Origin of the sequence: Duganella alba, from assembly GCF_009674495.1 — a bacterium.
Taxonomy (GTDB): domain Bacteria; phylum Pseudomonadota; class Gammaproteobacteria; order Burkholderiales; family Burkholderiaceae_D; genus Rugamonas; species Rugamonas alba.
Window position 1 is genome coordinate 55,938 of sequence record NZ_WKJN01000009.1, and the last position, 22,971, is coordinate 78,908.

23 protein-coding genes are annotated in these 22,971 nt (G+C 65.9%); 21 read left to right on the forward strand and 2 right to left on the reverse strand.

Annotated elements, in window-relative coordinates:
• Positions 1-115: 115 nt before the first annotated feature.
• From GJ695_RS30380 to GJ695_RS30470, 10 genes are all read left to right on the forward strand, one after another.
• On the forward strand, positions 116-247 hold the full coding sequence (locus GJ695_RS30380) for a hypothetical protein (RefSeq protein ID WP_267874262.1): 132 nt from the start codon (positions 116-118) through the stop codon (positions 245-247).
• A gap of 52 nt (positions 248-299) precedes the next feature.
• Positions 300-3,467 carry an error-prone DNA polymerase gene (locus GJ695_RS11150; protein ID WP_154364683.1) on the forward strand — a complete coding sequence of 1,056 codons (3,168 nt, stop codon included), beginning with the start codon at positions 300-302 and terminating at the stop codon, positions 3,465-3,467.
• 132 nt (positions 3,468-3,599) lie between these two features.
• The gene (locus GJ695_RS11155; RefSeq protein ID WP_154364685.1) at positions 3,600-5,237 is read left to right on the forward strand and encodes a DUF1800 domain-containing protein; all 1,638 of its coding nucleotides are present in this window, start codon (positions 3,600-3,602) and stop codon (positions 5,235-5,237) included.
• The gene (locus tag GJ695_RS11160) at positions 5,234-6,592 is read left to right on the forward strand and encodes a DUF1501 domain-containing protein (RefSeq protein ID WP_154364687.1); all 1,359 of its coding nucleotides are present in this window, start codon (positions 5,234-5,236) and stop codon (positions 6,590-6,592) included. The genes GJ695_RS11155 and GJ695_RS11160 overlap by 4 nt, the downstream gene beginning before the upstream one ends.
• A 10-nt stretch (positions 6,593-6,602) precedes the next feature.
• On the forward strand, positions 6,603-9,170 hold the full coding sequence (locus tag GJ695_RS11165) for a DUF4214 domain-containing protein (RefSeq protein ID WP_154364689.1): 2,568 nt from the start codon (positions 6,603-6,605) through the stop codon (positions 9,168-9,170).
• Positions 9,163-9,663 carry a TlpA disulfide reductase family protein gene (locus tag GJ695_RS11170; RefSeq protein ID WP_208023383.1) on the forward strand — a complete coding sequence of 167 codons (501 nt, stop codon included), beginning with the start codon at positions 9,163-9,165 and terminating at the stop codon, positions 9,661-9,663. The genes GJ695_RS11165 and GJ695_RS11170 overlap by 8 nt, the downstream gene beginning before the upstream one ends.
• On the forward strand, positions 9,660-9,875 hold the full coding sequence (locus GJ695_RS11175) for a DUF4266 domain-containing protein (protein WP_154364693.1): 216 nt from the start codon (positions 9,660-9,662) through the stop codon (positions 9,873-9,875). The genes GJ695_RS11170 and GJ695_RS11175 overlap by 4 nt, the downstream gene beginning before the upstream one ends.
• Complete coding sequence (locus GJ695_RS11180; protein WP_229260410.1) at positions 9,875-10,981, forward strand: DUF3570 domain-containing protein; 1,107 nt, start codon at positions 9,875-9,877, stop codon at positions 10,979-10,981. Before GJ695_RS11175 ends, GJ695_RS11180 begins: the two co-directional genes overlap by 1 nt.
• On the forward strand, positions 10,981-11,856 hold the full coding sequence (locus GJ695_RS11185; RefSeq protein WP_154364697.1) for an FAD:protein FMN transferase: 876 nt from the start codon (positions 10,981-10,983) through the stop codon (positions 11,854-11,856). Before GJ695_RS11180 ends, GJ695_RS11185 begins: the two co-directional genes overlap by 1 nt.
• A gap of 22 nt (positions 11,857-11,878) precedes the next feature.
• The gene (locus tag GJ695_RS30470) at positions 11,879-12,820 is read left to right on the forward strand and encodes a DUF4214 domain-containing protein (protein WP_154364699.1); all 942 of its coding nucleotides are present in this window, start codon (positions 11,879-11,881) and stop codon (positions 12,818-12,820) included.
• 47 nt (positions 12,821-12,867) lie between these two features.
• Here GJ695_RS30470 and GJ695_RS11195 read toward each other — a convergent pair whose 3' ends face one another.
• Both GJ695_RS11195 and GJ695_RS11200 read right to left on the reverse strand, forming a co-directional pair.
• Positions 12,868-13,044 carry a hypothetical protein gene (locus tag GJ695_RS11195; RefSeq protein ID WP_154359801.1) on the reverse strand — a complete coding sequence of 59 codons (177 nt, stop codon included), beginning with the start codon at positions 13,042-13,044 and terminating at the stop codon, positions 12,868-12,870.
• Entirely contained in the window at positions 13,044-13,469 is a 426-nt protein-coding gene (locus GJ695_RS11200; protein ID WP_154364701.1) for a PRC-barrel domain-containing protein, read from the reverse strand. Before GJ695_RS11200 ends, GJ695_RS11195 begins: the two co-directional genes overlap by 1 nt.
• A gap of 168 nt (positions 13,470-13,637) precedes the next feature.
• Here GJ695_RS11200 and pyrG point away from each other — a divergent pair, with 168 nt between their 5' ends.
• The 11 genes from pyrG (at position 13,638) to GJ695_RS11255 (ending at position 22,908) form a co-directional block, all read left to right on the forward strand.
• A complete protein-coding gene (gene pyrG, locus GJ695_RS11205; protein ID WP_154364703.1) occupies positions 13,638-15,299 on the forward strand; it encodes a CTP synthase in 1,662 nt (553 codons plus the stop codon).
• On the forward strand, positions 15,296-16,150 hold the full coding sequence (gene kdsA / locus GJ695_RS11210) for a 3-deoxy-8-phosphooctulonate synthase (protein WP_154359804.1): 855 nt from the start codon (positions 15,296-15,298) through the stop codon (positions 16,148-16,150). The genes pyrG and kdsA overlap by 4 nt, the downstream gene beginning before the upstream one ends.
• A gap of 125 nt (positions 16,151-16,275) precedes the next feature.
• A complete protein-coding gene (gene eno, locus GJ695_RS11215) occupies positions 16,276-17,559 on the forward strand; it encodes a phosphopyruvate hydratase (protein WP_154364705.1) in 1,284 nt (427 codons plus the stop codon).
• Positions 17,560-17,601: 42 nt separating this feature from the next.
• Positions 17,602-17,934 (forward strand): cell division protein FtsB, encoded by a 333-nt coding sequence (gene ftsB / locus GJ695_RS11220; RefSeq protein WP_154364707.1) that lies wholly within the window; start codon positions 17,602-17,604, stop codon positions 17,932-17,934.
• Between the two features lie 8 nt (positions 17,935-17,942).
• Positions 17,943-18,746 carry a transporter substrate-binding domain-containing protein gene (locus GJ695_RS11225; RefSeq protein WP_154364709.1) on the forward strand — a complete coding sequence of 268 codons (804 nt, stop codon included), beginning with the start codon at positions 17,943-17,945 and terminating at the stop codon, positions 18,744-18,746.
• A 3-nt stretch (positions 18,747-18,749) separates the two neighbouring features.
• On the forward strand, positions 18,750-19,142 hold the full coding sequence (locus GJ695_RS11230; protein WP_154364711.1) for a VOC family protein: 393 nt from the start codon (positions 18,750-18,752) through the stop codon (positions 19,140-19,142).
• A gap of 67 nt (positions 19,143-19,209) precedes the next feature.
• A complete protein-coding gene (locus GJ695_RS11235; RefSeq protein ID WP_229260411.1) occupies positions 19,210-20,175 on the forward strand; it encodes a L,D-transpeptidase family protein in 966 nt (321 codons plus the stop codon).
• Between the two features lie 20 nt (positions 20,176-20,195).
• Positions 20,196-20,885 (forward strand): aspartate/glutamate racemase family protein, encoded by a 690-nt coding sequence (locus GJ695_RS11240; protein WP_154364713.1) that lies wholly within the window; start codon positions 20,196-20,198, stop codon positions 20,883-20,885.
• 9 nt (positions 20,886-20,894) lie between these two features.
• Positions 20,895-21,527, forward strand: coding sequence for a glutathione S-transferase (locus GJ695_RS11245; protein ID WP_154364715.1), 633 nt, complete (start codon positions 20,895-20,897; stop codon positions 21,525-21,527).
• Positions 21,528-21,576: 49 nt separating this feature from the next.
• Positions 21,577-22,362 (forward strand): transporter substrate-binding domain-containing protein, encoded by a 786-nt coding sequence (locus tag GJ695_RS11250; protein WP_154364717.1) that lies wholly within the window; start codon positions 21,577-21,579, stop codon positions 22,360-22,362.
• Between the two features lie 9 nt (positions 22,363-22,371).
• On the forward strand, positions 22,372-22,908 hold the full coding sequence (locus GJ695_RS11255; protein ID WP_154364719.1) for a gamma carbonic anhydrase family protein: 537 nt from the start codon (positions 22,372-22,374) through the stop codon (positions 22,906-22,908).
• Positions 22,909-22,971: the final 63 nt, after the last annotated feature.

A 22,971-nucleotide genomic window follows, 5' to 3' on the forward strand; every position in this document is an offset into this window, starting at 1 on the left:
TCCGCATTTCATCGCATCCTTGACCTCCGCGTGCTTGGCGTATGGAGGAATGCAATTTTCGTCAAGGAAGGCATTATGACAAAGCGTATGGCGCTGTGCCTGGCGGGCCTCGCGCGTGATCAAGAAGCATGACGATTTCCCGCTAATCAGGACCGTCGTGGTGGACTCCGACCACCGGATGCAAACCGAATTGCCGCAAGTCATCATCGACGCCATCCAGCAACGCATCGCCGCCCAGCACAAATAGTCTCTGGTTGATGGCGTAGTGTAATATACTGTATAAAAACACAGTATAAATCATGAGCACGCCACTGCCCTCTACGGGACTGCCGGAATATGCCGAGCTGTTCTGCCTGTCCAATTTCTCGTTCCTGCAAGGCGCTTCGCACGCCGAGGAGCTGGTGGCGCGCGCGGTGCAGCTCGATTATGCGGCGCTGGCCATCACCGATGAATGCTCGCTGGCCGGCGTAGTGCGCGCTCACGCCGAGGCCAAGGAGGCGAAGTTCCCGCTGATTATCGGCAGCTATTTCCGTCTGACCAATCCGGATGGCAGCCCGGGCCTGTCGTTCGTGGCCCTGGCACAGAACCGTGAAGGTTATGGCAATCTTTGCGAACTCATCACCATCGCCCGCAATCGCGTGGCCAAGGGCAGCTATCTGCTGACGCCGGCCGATCTGGCCGCGCCGCCGCCCGCGTTTGCGCACTTGAAGGGGCTGCCGGATTGCCTGCTGATCCTGCTGCCGCATTATCCGGCACACCTGCCCAAGGATGTCGATCAACTGCACGCGCAGGCGGCGTGGATGGAGGCGACCTTTCCCGGCCGCGTCTGGATGGGATTGAATCTGCTGTTGCGGTCGTTTGATGAAGCGCACCGGCTCAGCATAGCCGAGGTGGCGTCGCAGCATCGGATGGCGGTGGTGGCGGTCGGCCACGTGTGCATGCACGTGCGCTCGCGCAAGCCGCTGCAGGATACGCTGACGGCGATCCGCGTCGGCAAGGCGGTCGGCGCATGCGGCTACGAATTGGCGCAGAACGCCGAGCAGCATCTGCGGCCGCGCATGCAGCTGGCCAATCTGTACCCCTTGGCGGCGCTGGCGGAATCGGTGAAGATTGCCCGGGCGTGCAGCTTCAACCTTGAGGAGCTGCGCTACGAATATCCGCATGAATTGATCCCGCCCGGCCACACGCCGGCCAGCTACTTGCGGCAGGAAGTGTATGCCGGCAGCTTGCGGCGCTGGCCCAATGGTCCGTCCGACAGGGTGCGTGCGCAAATCGAGAAGGAGCTGGAACTGATCGCCGATCTGGCGTATGAGCCGTACTTTCTGACGGTGTATGACATCGTGCGCTTCGCCCGATCAAAGGACATTTTGTGCCAGGGCCGGGGGTCGGCGGCCAACTCGGTGGTCTGCTACTGCTTGCATGTGACGGAAGTTGATCCCGAGCGCAGCAAGATGCTCACCGGCCGTTTCATCTCGAAGGAACGCAATGAGCCGCCGGACATCGATGTGGACTTCGAACACCAGCGTCGTGAGGAGGTGATTCAATACATCTACAACAAGTACGGTAACGACCGCGCGGCGCTGGCCGCCGTTGTCATCAGCTACCGGCCGAAAAGCGCGCTGCGCGACAGCGGCAAGGCGCTCGGCGTGGATCTGGCCGTCGTGGAAAAGGTATGCAAGTCGCAGCGCTGGTTTGACAGCCGCCACGATCTGGTGGGGCGGCTGGCCGAGTGCGGCCTTGATCCGGAGTCCCAACTGGCGCAGCAATGGGCGGCGCTGGCGTTTGCGCTGCTGGGTTTTCCACGTCATCTGTCGCAGCATCCGGGCGGTTTCGTCATCTCGCACGACAAGCTGACGCGGCTGGTGCCGATTGAAGCGGCCACCATGGAAGGGCGCCGCGTGATCCAGTGGGACAAGGACGATCTGGAAGAGCTCAAGCTGATGAAGGTGGACGTGCTGGCGCTGGGCATGCTGTCCGCGCTGCGCCGTGCGCTCGATTTGCTGGGCGCGCGGCGCGGCCAGCCCTTCGTCATGCAGGATATTCCGACCGAGGACCGCGCTACCTACGACATGATCTGCGAAGCCGACACCATCGGCGTGTTCCAGATCGAATCGCGCGCGCAGATGAGCATGCTGCCGCGCCTGCGGCCGAAGACGTTTTATGACCTGGTGATCGAGGTGGCCATCGTGCGGCCGGGGCCGATAGAGGGCGGTATGGTGCATCCTTACCTCAGGCGGCGTATGGGGACCGAAGAGGTGGTCTACCCGCCGCGCCTGGAGGAGGCGCTGGGCCGCACGCTCGGCGTGCCCATCTTCCAGGAACAGGTAATGCAGATCGCCCAGATCGCGGCTGGATTCAGTGAGGGCAAGGCGGACCAGTTGCGGCGCGCTATGGCTGCCTGGAAGCGAAAAGGCGGTGTGGACAAGTATGAGGCGGATATCAAAGCCGGCATGAAAGAGCGCGGCTATGATGACGATTTTGCCAAGGCGATCTGCAAGCAGATCCAGGGCTTCGGCGAATACGGTTTCCCGGAATCGCACTCGGCCAGCTTCGCGCTGCTGAGCTATGCCAGCTCCTGGATCAAATGCCACGAACCGGCGGCCTTCCTGTGCGCGCTGCTGAACAGCCAGCCGATGGGCTTCTACAGCCCGTCGCAGCTGGTGCAGGACGCCAAGCGGCACGGCGTGGTGGTGCGCGAGATCGATGTGGTGGTCAGCGGCTGGGAGTCGTCGCTGGAAGAGCCGGCCGGCAAGCGCGGGCAGCCGGCGGTGCGGCTGGGCCTGCACATGCTGAGCGGCATGCGCGAGCCGGCGGCGCAGCGCATCGAACAAGCCCGCGCCGATGGCCCGTTCGCCAGCGTCGCCGACCTGGCGCGGCGCGCCGATCTCGACCGTCACGATTTGCAGGTGCTGGCCGGCGGCAACGCGCTGCGCCATCTGGCCGGCCACCGGCGGCAGGCCTTGTGGCAGGCGGTCGGCGCCGTGCCCGACAAGGACCTGCTGCGCCCGACCATGCCGGACGAAGCCACACCGGCCCTGCGCGCACCCTCCGAAGGCGAGGACATCCTCGGCGACTACCGCTCGCACGGCCTGACCCTGGGCCGCCATCCGCTGGCGCTGCTGCGCGCGACCCTGTTCCAGCACCGCTTCATGCCGGCCGCCACGCTCAACACCTACACCACCGGCATGGTGGCGCGCGCCTGCGGCATGGTCACGGTGCGGCAGCGTCCGGGCACCGCCAAGGGCGTGATCTTCATGACGCTGGAGGATGAAACCGGCAACGTCAACGTCATCATCTGGCCGGCGCTGCTGGAACAGCAACGGCGCGAAGTGTTGAGCGCGCCGTTGCTGGGGGTGTATGGCGTGTGGCAACAGGAAGGCATGGTGCGCCACCTGGTTGCCAAGCGCCTGGTCGACATGTCCCATCTGCTGGGCCGGCTGCCCACGGTCAGCCGCGATTTCTGCTGACGACCACGAAATTTCGTTGTAAGAAAGGCACAAGCCCACCTCAAGCGGGTGAATATAGATTAATATCAACATTATAACTTTCCGGCAGTAAATTTCCCATCTTTGCGCACGCATCACGACAGGGGCCGAGCAATGCATATCCCGTTACGACTATGGATCACGCTGGCACTGACGACGCTGGGCGGCTGCGGCCAGCAGTCCGGCCCGGACGAGCAGGCGCAGGGGCTGCAGGCCTCCAGCGGGCAGGTGGCGGTCAAGCAGGGCGCCAGCGTCTCGCGCTACGCGGCCACCCGCTTCGCCGAGCAGGCCACCTTCGGCCCGACGCCGGAACTGATCGCCGAGGTCGAGAAAAAAGGCTTCTCGCAATGGATCGACGACCAGTTCGCCTTGCCCGCCTCCAAGTTCAACACGGCGCCGATCCGCGTCTATAACAGCGAAATTCCGGCCGAGGGCCAGGTCGCCTGGGATTACATGATCAGCCAGATCTATCCGACCCTGATCGGCAGCGCGGACCAGCTGCGGCGCCGGGTCAGCTGGTCGATTTCGCAATTCGTGCCGACCTCGTCGAACAAGCTGACGCCGTATCCCGCCATGGTCTACGCCAACTTCCTGCAGGACCAGGCATTCGGCAACTACGGCGACTTCATCCGGGCGCTGACCACCAATCCGCCGATGGGCCTGTATCTCGACAATATCCAGAACCGGCCGCTGTCGCCGCAATGCATCGGCTGTGCGCCGAACGAGAACTACGCGCGCGAGCTGATGCAGCTGTTTACGCTGGGCGTGGTCAAGCTCAATCCGGACGGCACCACGGTGCGCGACAGCAAGGGCGCGCCGGTCGAGACCTACAGCCAGGAAGATGTGTCGCAGCTGGCGCGCGCGCTGACCGGCTGGAGCATGGCGGCGCCGCCATCGCGCTGGGACTGGTCGAACCGCGACGGCGTGCTGACGCCCGACACCTGGGACCAGGCGCACGACGTGGGCGAGAAGGTGGTGCTGGGCACCACTTTCCCGTCCGGCAAGGACGCCGCCACCGAGCTGGAAACCATCGTCACCATGCTGATGGGGCATCAGAACATCGCGCCCTTCGTCAGCCTGCGCATGATCCAGCACCTGGTCACCAGCAATCCCTCGCCGGCCTATATCGGCCGCATCGCGGCCGTGTTCCGCAACAACGGCCGCGGCGTGGCCGGCGACATGAAGGCCGTGGTCAAGGCCATCCTGCTCGATCCCGAGGCGCGCAAGGGCGACCAGATCGGCGCCGACTCGGCCTCCTTCGGCAAACTGCGCGAGCCGGTGCTGTGGTTCACCAGCGTGCTGCGCGGCCTGGGCTGCACCCAGGCGCCGAAATGGGACAACAGCAAGGACTACGCCCAGCCGTACCAGCAGACGCCGTACAACCCCAGCAGCGTGTTCAGCTTCTACGCGCCGACCGACCGCGCGCCCGGCAGCAACCTGCTGGCGCCGGAACAAAAGCTGATCAACGCCGACACGCTGGCGTCGCGCATGGGGGGATTCAATCTGGGCAGCGCCGCCGCCGCCGCGGCCGCCGGCTGCAAGATCGATCCCTTCGGCGAAGCCCTGGCCGCCTCGCCGCTGCTGTATGTCAACCTGGTCAACGAACGCTTCTTCCGCGGCGCCATGGCGCCCACGCTGCGGCAGAACCTGATGGACCTGGCGCCCACCATCTGGGGCGAGAACAACAATATGAAGGCGATCAACCTGCTGTCCTACGCGCTGTCCAGTCCTTACTACGGAGTCATGCGATGAACCCGCGACGTCATTTCCTGCGCCTGTCGGGCGCGGCGCCGGTGCTCGGCCTGCTGGGCGGCGCCACCCTGCTGGGCCAGATGCGCAACGGCCAGGCGGCCAACGCCGACTACCGCGCGGTGATCTGCCTGTTCCTCAACGGCGGCAACGACGGCAACAACACGCTGGTGCCGCTCGACGGCGCCTTCGGCGACTATGCGTCGGCGCGGCCGGAACTGGCGCTGGCCAAGGACAGCCTGGCCAAGTTGAACGGCAGCAGCGCCGGCCACACCTTCGGCCTGCATCCGGCGCTGGCGCCGCTGGCCACGCTGTACAACCAGGGCCGGCTGGCCTGGATCGCCAACGCCGGGCCGCTGGTCAAGCCGGCCACCGCGCAGCAGGTGCTGCAGCAAGCGGTGCAGGTGCCGTCGTTCCTGCTGTCGCACAGCGACCAGACCATGTGGCAGCAGGGCTGGATGGGCGACGCCGACGGCAGCGGCTGGGCCGGCCGTTCGCTGGAATATTTTCCGACCTCGCTGCGCAACAGCATCAACGCCGTCACCATGAGCAACGACCGGACGCTGGTGCTGGGCCGCAATTCGCCGGTCTCCTTCCTGAGCGGCGGCGATGCGCGCTACTGGGGCGCGGGCGACCTGGCCCAGCCGCAGGCGCCGGCCACCCAGGCCATGAACCGCATGGCCAAGTGGCAGTTCAGCAACCAGTACGAGGCGGAATACGCGGCCACCTTCGGCCGCAGCGTGTCGGACTCCACGCTGTTCACCCAGGCGGCCTTGCTGGCCAAGGCGCCGGCGGCGGACTTCGCCGACAATCCGCTGGCCAACAACCTCAAGAAGCTGGCGTCGCTGCTGCCGGTGTTTAAAAGCCTGGGCTACAAGCGCCAGGTGTTCATGGTGCAGTGGGGCGAGTTCGACACCCACACCGCGCAGCGCGGCGGCGGCGCCACCAGCCAGGACACCCAGCTCGACGTCATGGCCCGCGCGCTGGCCGCCTTCGACAAGGCCAATCTGGCGGCCGGCATGGACCAGAACGTGGTGACGCTGATGATGAGCGACTTCGGCCGCACGCTGCGCCAGGCCTCCGGCGGCGGCACCGACCACGCCTGGGGCAACCACTGGTTCGCCATGGGCGGGCCGGTGGCCGGCGGCCAGGTGCTGGGCACCTTCCCGGCGCTGGTGCCGGGCGGCGTCGACGACATGGACAAGGACAAGGCGGGGCGCTGGGTGCCGACCACCTCGACCGACCAGATCGGCGCCAGCGTGATGCAATGGATGGGACTGGCGCCGGGCGACATCACCAGCGCCTTCCCGCACCTGGCCAACTTCACCCAGAAAACCCTGGGTTTCCTGCGCAGCTAAAGGGCCGTCCATGGATATCCGCCTCACCAAAAACAACGACACCTACGTCCAGCTGGCGCAGAACAAGGATGAGTGGAACGACATCTACGGCGACGCCGGCGACGACATCATCAAGGTCTACAACGGCCAGGTGATCGGCGGGCCCGGCAACGACCGCATCGAGAAGGTGGCCGGCGCCGAAGCCTGGCGCGGCCTGACGGCGGCCTACTGGGACAGCCCGGGCGCGGTCACGGTCGACCTGGAGGCCGGCTATGCCGACGACGGCTGGGGCGGGCGCGACACCCTGGTCGGCGTGACCAACGTCAGCGGCGCGTGGACCGACAGCAATTTCAAGGGCAGCGCGGCCGACAACGAGTTCTATGTCGGCGGCGCCCACAACCTCATCGACGGCCGCGCCGGCTACGATACGGTGTGGCTGCCGGAACTGGTCCAGGGCGCCACCAAGTGGTCCGACTTCAACATCAAGGTCAGCATCGACGGCGCCAGCGCGGTGATCACCTCGCCGCTGGAGGCCGGCTTCTCGCTCGCCATCAGCAATATCGAAGCGCTCGGCCTGGCCGGCCGCTGGGACGAAAAATTCGTGCTGGCCGGCTTCATCAAGCCGGAGGATGTCGCCATCCAGGGCTTGCTGGCCGGCGACGGCGCGCGCTGGAACGCCTCGGCCGCGCTGGGCACGCCGGTGACGCTGTCGTACAGCTTTGTGACCACCGCCCCGGCCAGCGGCGCCGGCGCGGCCGGCTTTCGCGCCTTCACGGCGGCGGAGCAGGCCGCCGTGCGCGGCATCCTCGATACGCTGACCCGGCTGACCGGACTCAGCTTCAATGAAGTGAGCGAGGCCGGCGGCGCGGTGGGCGACCTGCGCTTCGGCGCCAGCCAGCAGAGCGCCACCAAGGGCGTCACCGGCTTACCGGGCAGCGGCGCCGGCGCCGGCGATGTCTGGATGGACCTGGAGTCGATGCTGGCGCTGACGCCGGGGTCGGAGGGCTATGCCGCGCTGTTGCACGAGATCGGCCACGCGCTGGGCCTGCGCCACCCGGTCAATGTCGATCCCGGCGACCATTACGCGCAGCAGTTCAGCGCCGCCTTCGACATGACCAGCCTGACGGTGATGTCGGGCAAGGCCTCGCCCGACGGCCTGTTCCCCTCCACCTGGGGCGCGCTTGACATCACCGCCCTGCGCGCGCTGTACGGCAAGGTGGCCGCCAGCGCCGGCGACACCGTCTACCAGCTCAGCGGGCTGCAGTTCAGCACCGAGACCAGCATCATCGACGACGGCGGCAACGACACCATCGACGCCTCGCTGGCCGTCACCGGCGCCTCGATCAACCTGACGCCGGGGCAGGTGAGCAGCGTCGGCGTGACGGCCGGCGGCATCGGCGCCGTCAACAACCTGTCGCTGGGCACGGACACGCTGATCGAGAACGCGGTCGGCTCGGCCTACGACGACGTGCTGCTGGGCAACGACGCCGACAATTCGCTCAAGGGCGGCAAGGGCAACGACTGGATCGACGGCGGCAAGGGCCGCGACACGGCGGTGTTCGAGGGCGCCCGCAGCGACTATCTGCTCAGTTCGGGCTATGGCAAGATCTTTGTCGCCGCGCGCGACGGCAGCAGCGGCTTCGACACGCTGCTGAACACGGAAGTGCTCAAGTTCTCCGACCTCAGCATCACGCTGGGCAGCTCGGCCTTCGGCGCCGACGGCGTGATCGCCGTCGAGCAGACGGGCCAGGCGGCCGGCACGCTGCCGGATCCCAGCGACGAGGCGCGCGCGCTGGTCAGCTACAAGCTCGACGCCAAGCCGCTGCACGGCGTGGTGACCCTCGGCGCCGACGGCGCCTACGTCTACACGCCCAACCGCAGCTACAGCGGCGACGACAGCTTCAGCTACATCCTCAGCGACCAGGCCGGCGGCAGCAATGTGTATACCGCCTTTGTCCGCGTGCTGCCCAGCGGCGCGGTGGCGCCGGTGGTCGCCACCGAGGGCAGCGACGTGTTGACGGGCACGGCGCTGGACGACCAGGTCGATGGCGGCGGCGGCCTGGACACCTTCGTGCTGGCCGGCCAGCGCGCCGACTACACGGTGACCCGCACCGCCAAGGGCTACACCGTGACCGACACCAGCGGCGCGCAGGGCGTCGACACGCTGGTCAATGTCGAGCGCCTCAAGTTCGGCGACGCCAGCATGGCGCTGGACATCGACGGCGTCGGCGGCATGGCTTACCGCATCTACCAGGCCGCCTTCAACCGGGCGCCGGACAGCACCGGCCTGGGTTACTGGATCGGCCTCATGGACCAGGGCGTCACGCTGAAGCAGGTGGCGCAGAGCTTTGTCGACTCGGCCGAGTTCAAGACCCTGTACGGCAGCAATCCGACCAGCCTGCAGGTGGTCGACAAGTTTTACCAGAACGTGCTGCACCGGGCCGGCGAGGCGGCCGGCGTGGCCTACTGGAGCGGCATCCTGGACCAGAAGCTCGACAGCGTCGCCGGCCTGCTGATCAACTTCAGCGAAGCGGCGGAAAACCAGGCCGCGCTGGCGGGCGTGATCGGCAATGGCTTTGCCTATGTGCCGTATGGCTAGCGCGCTGCGGGTGATGCTGGCGGCGCTGGCCGTGCCGCCGTGGCTGGCGCCGGCGCAGGCGCTGGAGACCGGGCAGCTGGCGCCGGAATTCGCGCTGGTCCAGGCGGCGGACGCCGTGCGGCTGGCCGACCTGCGCGGCAAGGTGGTGTACCTGGATTTCTGGGCTTCCTGGTGCGGCCCCTGCAAGCAATCCTTTCCCTGGATGGCGGCCATGCAGGCACGCTACGCGGCGCAGGGCCTGCAGGTGATCGCGGTCAACCTGGACGCCGACAGCGCCGACGGCAGGCGCTTCCTGGCCGCCTCGCCGGCGCCGTTTCCCGTGATCTTCGACCCGCAGGGGCGGCTGCCGCGCCAGTACGCGATCAAGGGCATGCCGAGCAGCTTCCTGATCGGCCGCGACGGCCGCGTGCGCCGGCAGCACGCCGGTTTCAACCAGGCCATCCGGCAGCAGCTGGAAGCCGATATCCACACCGCGCTGGAGGCGTCCCCATGAACCGATACACGCGCATGCTGCTGTGCTGCGCCGGCCTGCTGTGCGGCTGCGCCACGGCCGTGCAGCCGTGGGAGCGCGGCACGCTGGCGCGCCCCGAGATGACCTTCAATAGCGACGCCCTGGAGCGCAAATTCGCCGAGCACATCTACAGCAGCAAGGAGGCGGCCGCCGGCGGCGCCGGCGTGGGCGGCGGCGGCTGCGGATGCAATTGATGGGCAGCCTGCCGACGCTGGCGCCGTCCCTGCTGACGGCGGCGCTGGCGCTGCCGCTGGCGGCGCAGGCCGAGACCGTCCCCGACCGCGCGACGATCAGCCTCAAGCACCTGGACTACCTGGACAGCCAGCCCGACGCCGACCGCATCCGCGTCAAGGCCAGCGCGCTCAACCTGGTTACGCCGTTGGCCGGCGCCTGGTCGCTCGACGCCACCGTGGTGCACGACGCCATCTCCGGCGCCTCGCCGGCCTACCATACGGCGGCGTTGACGACCATGCGCGACACCCGGCGCGCGGCCGAAGCCGAGGTCAGCCGGTATTTCGAGCGCGCCAGCGTCACCGTGGGCGCCAGCGTGTCCAGCGAGGCGGACTACCTGTCGCGCGGCGGCACGCTGCAGGGCAGCCTGTCGAGCGCGGACCAGAACACGACCTGGAGCGCAGGGCTGTCGTTCAGCAATGACGACATCAATCCCACCAACCACGTGGTCAGGCGCGAACGCCGGCACACCGGCGCCGCCCTGCTGGGACTGACCCGGATCGTCGGCGTCAACGACCTGGTGCAGCTGAACCTGGGCCGCAGCCTCGGTCACGGCTATTTTTCCGATCCGTACAAGGTGTTCGACCAGCGGCCGCGCGAGCGCGCCATCACCACGCTGATGGGGCGCTGGAACCACCACATCGCCAGCCTGAAGGGCACCATGCGGCTGAGCTATCGCTACTACCGCGACTCGTGGCAGATCCGCGCCCACACGCTGGGCCTCGAATACGTGCAGCCGCTGCCCGGCGGCTGGAGCGTGACGCCGGCGCTGCGGCTGTACACCCAGGGCGCGGCGCGCTTCTATGTCGATGCCGAGCCGGAGTCGCCGTTCGTCCCCAATCCGCCGGCCGGCTGGACTTATTACGCCGAGGACCAGCGCCTGTCGGCGTTTGGCGCGGTCACGCTCGGCTTCAAGGTCAGCAAGCAGCTCGGCGCCGACTGGCAGGTCGACCTCAAGCTGGAACGCTACGAGCAGCGTTCGTCGTGGCGGCGGTTTGGCGCCGGCAGCCCGGGCCTGCCGTCCTTCGCGGCGCGCAGCTGGTTTGTCGGCCTGTCGCGGCAGTTCTGATGCGCCATGCCTTCACCGCCATGGCCTGCGCCTGCGAGATCGTGGTGGACGATCCGGCGCCGCCGGCGGCCATCGCGGCGGCCGAGGCCGAGGTGCGGCGCATCGAGGCCAAGTTCTCGCGCTACCGGCCCGACAGCGTCATCTCGCGCATCAACGCCGCCGCCGGCGGCGCGGCGCAGGCCTGCGACGCCGAGGTCATGCAACTGCTGGACCACGCGGACGCGCTGTTCCGCGCCAGCGACGGCCTGTTCGACATCACCGCCGGCGTGCTGCGCCGGGCCTGGGACTTCAAACAGCCGCGCTTGCCCGCCGAGGCGGAGCTGGCGCGCGCCTGCGCCCTGATCGGCTGGGAGCGGGTGCAGCGCGACGGCGGCGCCGTGCGCCTGCCGGACGCCGGCATGGAACTCGACTTCGGCGGCTTCGGCAAGGAGTACGCGGCCGACCGCGCCGCCGCCGTGCTGGCCGCCGCCGGCGTGCGCCACGGCTACGTCAGCCTGGGCGGCGATATGCGCGTGCTCGGCCCCAAGGCGGACGGCGCGCCGTGGATGATCGGCATCCAGCACCCGCGCCGTGCAGGCGCCGTCATCGCCAGCATTCCCGTCGAGCGCGGCGGCCTGGCCACCAGCGGCGACTATGAACGGTTTTTCGATCTGGAGGGGCGGCGCTACTGCCACCTGCTGAACCCGCGCAGCGGCCGGCCGGTGACGTTTTGGCGTACCATTAGCGTGGTGGCGCCGCTGGCCGTGCTGGCCGGCAACTGCAGCACCATCGCCATGTTGAAGGAGGCGGACGCGCTGGATTTCCTGGCGGCGGCCGGCGTCGGCTACCTGGCGATGGACCAGGACGGCGCCCTGCATGTCGGCCAAGCTGTTTGAGCAAGCGACTGGAGTCTGAACCATGGCAACCATATTCGGCACGGCGGGCAACGACACCTGGCGCGTGGTGGCCGCCAATGCCTTTACGCTGGACGGCCTGGGCGGCATCGACACGCTGGACCTCGGCACCTCGCTGCGCAGCAATTACACCATCACCAAAGCCGCGGACGGCGCGATCCACCTCGACACCGTGTCCGGCGCCAGCGCCGCGCTGCACGCCACCCTGTACAACGTCGAAAAGCTGGTCTTCAACGACCGCGCCGACACGCTGGACCTGACGGCCTATTTCGGCGTGACGCTGGAGGGCGGCGCCGGCAACGATGCGCTGGGCGGCGGCGCGGGCAACGACACCTTGCGTGGCGGCGCCGGCAACGACCGCCTCGACGGCGGCGCCGGTGATGACCTGCTGGACGGCGGCGCCGGCATCGACACGGCGGTGTTCCACGGCAGTCGCGCCGACTTCAGCGTGCTGAGGACGGCCGGCGGCTACACCGTGACAGCGCTGGCCGGCGGCGGCAGCGCCACGCTGGTGGCGGTCGAGCGGCTGGCCTTCAACGACGTCAGTGTGGGGCTGGATTTTAGCGGTCTTGGCGGCCAGGCCTACCGCATTTACCAGGCGGCCTTCAACCGCACGCCGGACCTGGGTGGCCTCGGGTTCTGGCTGTACCAGATGGAGCAGGGCGCCAGCTTGCACGACGTGGCGGTCGGCTTTTCCGCGTCGGCGGAATTCCAGGCCATTTACGGCGCGGCGCCGGGCAACGGCGAGCTGGTGGAGCGTTTTTACCAGAACGTGCTGCACCGTCCCGGCGAGGCGGCCGGCGTGAACTACTGGAAGGGGATACTGGACGCGCACGGCGATACCGTCGCCAATGTGCTGTTGCAGTTTTCAGAGAGCGCGGAAAATGTCGCGGCCCTGGCCGGCGTGGCCGATGCCGGCTTTGCCTATACGCCGTTTGGCGCCTAGCCACCGAACGCGCTTGCCTTCGGTGGCCGGATGCTGCTGAACGCTGCTTAACGCGAACGACGCCGCAAATGCACCGCCACCATGGATTCCTGCCCGTCGTCCCAACTGCTGAGCATGACGGGCATGCCGTTCTGCAGCCGCCGTGGGCGGCGCAGATAGTTGCGGTACAGCCAGTGGCCGGCCACGCCGGCCACGCCGGCGAACACCAGGATGGCGGCAAACATCAGCGTGCCCCGGTGGTAAAGTCGCGGCTGGCGCCAGTGCCGTAGTAATCATGCACCTGGCTGGCCCAGGTCTGGTTGGCCATGTCGGGCCAGGCGTCCTTGTCGAAGCCGGGCGCCGCTTCGATGCGGTCCTTGTCCAGATTCAGCGTGAAGCGCTTGTTGACGGTGTCCAGCGTCAGCGCTTCCCACGGCACGGCGAACAGCTTCTCGCCGAGGGTCAGCACGCCGCCCGAGGACATCACCGCGTAGGCGATTTTGCCGGTGCGCATGTCGAGCATGATCTCCTTGATCTCGCCCAGGTGCTCGTTTTGCAGGTTGTGGACGTGGTCGCCGATCAGGGTGTCCGCGCCCATCAGTTCCGGGCCTGGGCCTTTGTGGCCATTGTCGACATACATGCCATATTGATCACGATCTTCGTAGCTCATGATGGATCTCCATTTCATAATTGAGTTGTCATTTTGGCCTTCGACCCAGCTTGGGTCTGTACGGTGATGCACGGTCGCTGGCGGAATTTTGGCGGGCGGAAGGTGAAGAATCGGGGGTTTTGGTGTATAATTTCAATTTCCCGCATGTGCCGTTCGGCACCATCCGCAATGACCAAATTTGTCTTCGTCACCGGTGGCGTTGTGTCCTCCCTTGGTAAAGGGATTGCCGCCGCCTCCCTCGCCGCGATCCTCGAATCGCGCGGCCTCAAAGTCACCATGCTCAAGCTTGATCCGTACATCAACGTCGATCCTGGCACCATGTCGCCTATGCAACACGGCGAAGTGTTTGTCACCGACGATGGCGCCGAGACCGACCTGGATCTGGGCCACTACGAGCGCTTCATTTCCACCCGCATGAAAAAGGTGAACAACTTCACCACCGGCCAGATCTACGAATCGGTGATCCGCAAGGAACGCCGCGGCGAGTACCTGGGCAAGACCGTGCAGGTGATCCCGCACATCACCAATGAAATCCAGGACTACATCCGTCGCGGCGCCGAAGGCTACGACGTGGCCCTGTGCGAAATCGGCGGCACCGTCGGCGATATCGAATCGCTGCCGTTCCTGGAGGCCGCGCGTCAGCTGAGCCTGCGCGCCGGCCGCAAGAACACCGCCTTCGTGCACCTGACGCTGGTGCCGTTCATCGCCTCGGCTGGCGAACTGAAAACCAAGCCGACCCAGCACTCGGTACAGAAACTGCGCGAAATCGGCATCTCGCCGAATGCGCTGCTGTGCCGCGCCGACCGCCGCATTCCGGAAGACGAACGCGCCAAGATCTCGCTGTTCTCGAACATCGAAGAGCAGGCCGTGATCTCCGTGTGGGACGTCGACACCATCTACAAAGTGCCGCAGATGCTGCACGACCAGGGCCTGGACGCGATCATCTGCGAAGCGCTGGACCTGAACCCGGCGCCGGCCGACCTGTCGGTCTGGAGCAAGCTGATCTACACGCTGGAACATCCGAAGACCGAAGTGTCGATCGGCATGGTCGGCAAGTACGTGGAACTGACCGAGTCGTACAAGTCGCTGACCGAAGCGCTGCGCCACGCCGGCATCCACAACGAATCGAAGGTCAACATCGAGTACATCGATTCGGAAGAGATCGAAACCACCGGTTGCGCCAACCTGGCCAAGTACGACGCCATCCTGGTGCCGGGCGGCTTCGGCAAGCGCGGCGTGGAAGGCAAGATCATGGCGGCCCAGTTCGCCCGTGAAAACAAGATTCCTTACCTGGGCATCTGCCTCGGCATGCAGGTGGCGCTGATCGAATACGCGCGCCACAAGGCCGGCCTGACCGAAGCGAACTCGACCGAGTTCGATCTGGACACCGCCCAGCCGGTCGTCGCCCTGATCGACGAATGGCAAGGCCAGGACGGCAAGGTCGAGAAACGCGACGAGAACTCCGACCTGGGCGGCACCATGCGCCTGGGCGCGCAGACCTGCGCCATCAAGCCGGGTACGCTGGCCTCGGAAATCTACGGCGCGGTGGTGACCGAGCGTCACCGTCATCGCTACGAAGCCAACAACCACTACCTGCCGCGCGTCGAAGCGGCCGGCCTGGTGGTGGCGGCCCGCACGCCCACCGAAGACCTGTGCGAAATCATGGAACTGCCACGCAGCGGCGACAATTCGCACCCATGGTATATGGGCGTGCAGTACCACCCTGAATTCAAATCGACCCCGCGTGACGGCCATCCGCTGTTCACGTCGTACATCAAGGCGGCGCTGGCCCACAAGGCCGCTGGCGCGCTGCAAGGAGAGGCAGCATGAAACTGTGCGGATTCGACGTCGGCCTGGACAAGCCGTTCTTCCTGATCTCCGGTAACTGTGTCGTCGAATCGCGCCAGATGGCGTTCGACACCGCCGGCGCGCTGAAGGAAATGACCACCGAGCTGGGCATTCCCTTCATCTTCAAGGCGTCGTTCGACAAGGCCAACCGTTCGTCGGGCAAATCCTACCGCGGCCCTGGCCGCGAGCAGGGCCTGGAGATTCTGGCCGCCGTCAAGCGCGAGCTGGGCGTGCCGGTGCTGACCGACGTGCACTCGATCGAGGACATCGAAGTGGCCTCGAAAGTGGTGGACGTGCTGCAGACCCCGGCCTTCCTGTGCCGCCAGACCGACTTCATCGTCGCCTGCGCGCAGTCCGGCCTGCCGGTCAACATCAAGAAGGGCCAGTTCCTGGCCCCGCACGACATGAAGAACGTCATCGACAAAGCCCGCGCCGCCGCCAAGGAAGCCGGTCTGAACGAAGACAATTTCATGGCCTGCGAACGCGGTGCCTCGTTCGGCTACAACAACCTGGTGTCCGACATGCGCTCGCTGTCCATCATGCGCGAAACCGGCGCACCGGTCGTGTTCGACGCCACCCACTCGGTGCAGCTGCCAGGCGGGAATGGCACGTCATCGGGCGGCATGCGCGAAATGGTGCCGGTGCTGTCGCGTGCGGCGGTGGCCGTGGGCGTCGATGGTCTGTTCATGGAAACCCATCCCAATCCTGCGGAAGCCCTGTCGGACGGCCCGAACGCCGTGCCGCTGGGCCGCATGAAGGACTTGCTGTCCGTTCTGATCGAACTGGACCGCGTCACCAAAAAAGCTGGCTTCCTGGAGAACAGCTTCAACTAAGCAGCCTGCCCGGTGTGGAAACTTTAACAATGTTCCCGCACCGGGTACAATTCCCGTTATCCTTGACCTCGCAACGCGCGTAAAGACGCGGCGCGACTTCGTATCGCCTAACTTTGGAGAATGACATGAGTGCTATTGTTGACATTATCGGCCGTGAAGTAATCGACTCGCGCGGCAATCCAACCGTCGAATGCGACGTGCTGCTGGAATCGGGCGTGATGGGCCGCGCAGCGGTGCCGTCGGGCGCCTCGACCGGCTCGCGCGAAGCGATCGAACTGCGTGACGGCGATCCGAAGCGTTACTTCGGCAAGGGCGTGCTGAAAGCCTGCGAAAACATCAACACCGAAATCTCGGAAGCCATCATGGGCCTGGACGCCAATGAACAAGCCTTCCTGGACCGCACTCTGATCGACTTGGACGGCACCGAAAACAAGGCACGCCTGGGCGCCAACGCCATGCTGGCGGTGTCGATGGCCGTGGCCAAGGCCGCCGCCGAAGAAGCCGGCCTGCCGCTGTACCGCTACTTCGGCGGTTCGGGCGCGATGCAGCTGCCGGTGCCGATGATGAACGTGATCAACGGCGGCGCGCACGCCGACAACAACCTGGACATCCAGGAATTCATGATCATTCCAGTGGGCGCGCCGTCGTTCAAGGAAGCCGTGCGTTACGGCGCGGAAGTGTTCCATACGCTGAAAAAGATCCTGCACAAGAAGGGCCTGAACACCAACGTCGGCGACGAAGGCGGCTTTGCGCCTTCGCTGGCCAACCACGAAGACGCGATCAAGCTGATCATTGAAGCGATCGAGCAGGCCGGCTACGAGCCTGGCACCCAGATCGCCATCGGCCTGGACTGCGCCGCGTCCGAGTTCTACAAGGACGGCAAATACGAGCTGGCCGGCGAAGGCCTGTCGCTGACCGCCACCGAGTTCACGAATTTGCTGGCGACCTGGTGCGACAAGTACCCGATCATCTCGATCGAAGACGCGATGCACGAAGGCGACTGGGACGGCTGGGCGATCCTGACCAAGGAACTGGGCAAGAAGGTCCAGCTGGTGGGCGACGACCTGTACGTCACCAACACCAAGATCCTGAAGGAAGGCATCCAGAAGGGCATCGCCAACTCGATCCTGATCAAGATCAACCAGATCGGCACCCTGACCGAAACCTTCGCCGCCATCGAAATGGCCAAGCGCGCCGGCTACACCGCCGTGATCTCGCACCGCTCGGGCGAAACCGAGGATTCGACCATCGCCGATATCGCCGTTGGCATGAACGCCCTGCAGATCAAGACCGGCTCGATGTCGCGTTCGGACCGCATGGCCAAGTACAACCAGCTGCTGCGTATCGAGGAAGATCTGGGCGATATCGCTTCCTACCCAGGCCGCGACGCGTTCTATAATCTGAAGTAATTAAGCAAGCGCGGCCGGAGCAAATCCGGCCGCTTCCCCCTCATGCGCCTGATTACGCTCGGACTGGCTTTCCTGCTGCTGTTGATCCAGTACCCGTTGTGGCTGGGGAAGGGCGGCTGGCTGCGCGTGAAGGACTTCGAGGCACAGGTGGACGTGGCGCACAAGAAGAACGCGGAACTGCTGGCCCGCAACGCCAAGCTCGACTCCGAAGTGCGCGACCTCAAGGACGGCACCGGCGCGGTCGAGGAACGGGCCCGCTATGAACTCAGCATGATCAAGCAGAACGAGATCTTCGTTCAGATCGTCGGCAAGGGCCAGGCGGCCGCGCTGGCGCCGCTGGCTCCCAAGCCGGCCGAACAACCCCCCCATCCCTGAGATTCCCGATGAAGCTGCGCGCTGGCATATTGTTCATCCTGGCCGTCGCCGCTGCTTCCCATGCCGTGTCCGCTCCTGCTGCCGGCTGCATCCCCGTGCGCGTCGGCTATACCGACCAGAACCGTCCGCCGTACTGGCTGGGCGAGGGCGACAAGGTGCCCGATCCGCCGGGCGCGGCGGTGGACCTGATCCGCGACGCCGTGCTCGGCGCCGGCTTCGGCTGCACGCCGACCTGGGTGCGGCTGCCGCCGGCGCGCATCCGGCTGGCGCTGGCGAACGGCGACGTCGACCTGGCGCCGCTGGGCGAGATGAGTTTCTATCCGGCCGAGATCGCCATCCCGCGCGACAAGGCCGGCAATATCGATCTGAACCGCGCCCTGCACAACCAGGTGCTGGTGCTGGTGCGCACCAAGGATAAAGTGCCGGCCAACACCAATCCCATGCTGTACTTCCGCGACAAGGTGCTCGGCATCCCGATGGGCAACACTTACGTCGCCAGGCTGCGCGAATCCGGTCTGACGCTGGACGAAGGCGCGCGCGACCTCGACCGCAACATCGAAAAACTCAAGCTGGGCCGGGTCGACGGCGTGGTGGTGGCGGCCGTGGCGCCGGCCCACCTGAAGGAAGTGCTGGCCCAGCACAAGGGCGAGATCGAACAGCTGCCGCAGCCGCTGCTGAACGTCCGCCTGTGGCTGGCTTTCAACGAGAATTTCTATCGCGCCCATCCCAAGCAGTCGGAGGCGCTGTGGACCTGGCTCGACACCCATCGCGGCCAGCTCGGCTACGTCATGCAACGCTATCGCAAGGACTAGAGCATGGAACTCAAGCACATCAGCGCCATCAGCCTGTTCGTTGAAGACCTGGCGGCGGCCAAGGCGTTTTATGTGGATGTGTTTGGCGTGCCGGTGGTGTACGAAGACCCCAATTCGGCGGTGGTGCAATTTGACGGCTTGCTGATTAATCTGCTGCAGATCGCCCATGCGCCGGAGATTGTCGCGCCCGGCGTGGTGGCGCCGCGCGATGCCGGCTCCCGTTTCCAGTTCAGCATCTGGATCGACGATGTAGACGCGGTGTGCGCGCATTTGCGGCAGCGCGGCGTCGCCATCCTGAACGGACCGGTCGACCGCCCGTGGGGCATGCGCACGATTAATTTTGTCGATCCGGCCGGACACAGCTGGGAAGTCGCGCAGAAAATCGCCGGTGTGTGAAGGGCGTGGCCGAAGAGGCGCGAACAAGGATAGAATGCGGCTCCGTTGTCGATAGTCCGAGTCTGGTTTGAAAGCTTTATTCCTTGTCCTGATGCTGGCCGCATTCACTGCTTCCGCTGCCGAGCCGGCGTTGTCCGCCGCCGATACGTTGAACGCTGCCCAGCGCGCCAGGTCCGTCACGCCGAAAACCAGCGGCCCCAATGTGTTGCGCGCGCAGGTGCTGCTGGACCGCGCGCATTTTTCGCCCGGCGAAATGGACGCGTCATATGGCGGCAATATGCATCACGCCATCCGCGGCTTCCAGAAACTGCACCAGCTGCCGGTGAGCGGCAATATCGACGCCGCCACCTGGAAGGAGCTGGAGCGCGACGAGGCGCCGGTGCTGGAGGTCTACACCGTCACCGCCAAGGATGTCGCCGGGCCGTATGCGCCGGTGCCGTCCGACATGGCGGGCAAGGCAAAACTGGCCACGCTCGGCTACGCCAACATCGCCGAAGCGCTGGGCGAGCGTTTCCATTGCAGTCCCGAGCTGCTGCATCGCCTCAATCCCGGCAAGAAGCTGAACAAGGTGGGCGAGCAGCTGCTGGTGCCGAACGTGGCCGCCATCAAGCCGCTGCCGAAAGCGGCGTCGATCCTGGTCGACGCCAAAGAGGGCACGCTGACCTTGCTGGACGCCGGCGGCATGCCGTTCGCGCAGTTCCCGGCCAGCACCGGCAGCAAGCACGACCCGCTGCCGGAAGGCCGCTGGCTGGTGCGCGGCGTCGCCACCAATCCCGAATACCGCTACAACCCGAAACTGTTCTGGGACGCCAAGGCGGGCGACACCAAGGCCCGCATCGCCGGCGGCCCCAACAACCCGGTGGGCCTGGCGTGGATCGATCTCAGCATCGAACATTACGGCATCCACGGCACGCCCGAGCCGGGCAAGATCGGCAAGACCCAGTCGCACGGCTGCATCCGTCTGACCAACTGGGATGTGATGCAGGTGGTCCACGCCGTCGCCCGTGGCGCCAACGTGCTGTTGCAAGGGTAGAATGGGCACGGGAGGTGCACATGAAAGTCATCGGACTGATAGGCGGGATGAGCTGGGAATCGACGGTGCCGTACTACCGTCAGGTCAACGAAACCATCAAGCAGCAGCTGGGCGGCCTGCATTCGGCCAAGGTGGTGCTGTACAGCGTGGATTTCCACGAGGTTGAGCGCTTGCAGCACGCGGGCGACTGGCAGGCCGCCGGCGCCATGATGGCCGACGCCGCGCGCGCCTTGCAGGCGGCCGGCGCCGACTTCATCGTGCTGTGCACGAACACCATGCACAAGGTGGCGGCGGATATCGAGGCGGCGGTGCGGATTCCGCTGTTTCACATCGCCGATCCCACGGCGCGGGAAATCAAACGCGCCGGGCTGCACAAGGTCGGCCTGCTGGGCACGCGCTTCACGATGGAGCAGACGTTCTACACGGACCGCCTGCGCGAGCATGGCCTGGACGTGGTGGTGCCGGCGCCGGCCGACCGCGACAGCGTGCACCGGATTATTTATGAAGAGCTGTGCCTGGGCCGTATCAACGACGCCTCGCGCGACGAGTACCGCCGCATCATGGCGGACCTGGCCGCGCAAGGCGCGCAGGCCATCATCCTGGGCTGCACCGAAATCTCGCTGCTGGTGACGCAGGCCGATGCCACCGTGCCGCTGTTCGACACCACCGCCATCCACGCCCACAGCGCGGCGTTGTTCTCACTTGAATAAGGAGTTGTAATGAAACTGATCGGCATGCTCGATTCCCCGTATGTCCGCCGCGTGGCGGTGTCCTTGCAATTGCTGGGCGTGAAGTTCGAGCACCAGTCGCTGTCGGTGTTCAGCACCTTCGAGCAGTTCCGCCAGATCAATCCGGTGGTCAAGGCGCCGACGCTGGTGGACGAGGAAGGCGCCGCGCTGATGGACTCCACGCTGATCCTGCAATACGCCGAATTCATCGCCCGTCCGTCCGCGCGCCGCACGCCCACCATGCCGACCGAACTGTTCCGCTCGCAGCGTCTGCTGAGCCTGGCGCTGGCGGCCTGCGACAAGGCCGTGCAACTGGTCTACGAACGCCAGCTGCGTCCGGCGGAAAAGCTGCACCAGCCGTGGGCCGACCGCGTCGTGCGGCAACTGCGCGCCGCGCTCGACGTGCTGGAAACCGAGCAGCGCGAGCAGCCGCTGGACGCGACCAGCGCAGCCATGCCGCCGCCCGGCGTGATGCAGGCCGTCACCTGGCACTTCATCCGCGAAATGCTGCCGGACGTGGTGGCCGAATCCGACTATCCGGCGCTGGCCGAGTATTCGCGTCTGGCCGAAGCGCTGCCCGAATTCCGCGCCGCGCCGCATGGCGATAGCACTTACCAGGGCTGACTTGCCAAGCCTATAATGGCGCTTTCGTCATTGAATCTTGCGATTGTTTATGTTTCGTCCTGTCCTGTTAGTCCTTGCCCTGTTCAGCGTCGCCAGCACGCATGCCGCGTGTCCCACGGTACGCATCGGCTATATGGACCAGGACCGTCCGCCGTATTGGCTGGGGGCCGGTGCCGAGGTGGCGGAGCCGCCCGGCGTGGCGGTCGACTACCTGCGCGCGGCAGCGGCCGCCAGCATTCCCTGTCCGGTCCAGTTCGTGCGCATGCCGGGCGGCCGCCTGCGCCTGGCGCTGCAGAGCGGGGCGATCGATTATCTGCCGATCGAGGAACGGGCCGAACTGCCGGCCGAGATCGTTTTGCCGCGTGACCGCAATGGCACGCTGGACCGCAACCGCGCCATCCACACCAGCATCATCGTGCTGGTGCGTGCGGGCGACCAGTTGCCGGCCGACGTCGTCACGCCGCGCTATTTCCAGGGCCGCATGATGGGCGTGCCGTTCGGTGCTCCCTACGTTGCCGCGCTGCGCGACGCCGGCATCAAGGTGGATGAGGGCGGGCGCGACCTGGACAGCAACATCGGCAAGCTGCGCCTCAAGCGCGTCGACGGCGTCGCCATCACGGTCGGCGCGGTGGGCGACATGGACAGCGCGATTGCCGAGCGCTACGGCAACGACATCGTGCGCCTGCGCATGCCGCTATTCAGCAGTAATATCTGGCTGGCCACCAATCCGAATTATTACGCCGCGCACCGCGAGCAGGTCGAGTCCGTGTGGACCTGGATGGTCACGCACCAGAACGAGCTGGGCGGCATGCTGGCCAAATACTCCCGCAAATAAGGATACCGAATGTCCGTCTCTTCCTACCTGAACACCACGCCGCAGCTGGGCGAAGGCCTGTACCTGCACCCGTCGGCGCAAGTGATCGGCGACGTCACCGTCGGCGCCGATTGCTCGATCTGGTGCAACACCGTGCTGCGCGGCGACGTCAACCGCATCGTCATCGGCAACTGCACCAATGTGCAGGACTTCGCCATGGGCCACGTCTCGCACAAGAACGACAAGAAGCCGGACGGTTCGCCGCTGATCATCGGCGACTACGTCACCATCGGCCACCAGGCCATGCTGCACGGCTGCACCATCGGCAACGAATGCCTGATCGGCATGGCCGCCATCATCATGGACGACGTGGTGGTGCAGGACCAGGTGATGGTCGGCGCCGGCAGCCTGGTGCCGCCGGGGAAGGTGCTGGAAAGCGGCCACCTGTACGTCGGCCGTCCGGCGGTGAAGGTGAGGGCGCTGACGCCGGAGGAAATCGCCTACCTCAAGTACTCCGCCGAGCACTACGTGCGCGTGAAGAACAACTACCTCAAAGACCACTTGTAAATAAGAATCATTATTGTTAAGATGATTCTTTGCCAGCAATCGCCGTATCTCCGAGAGCCAGCG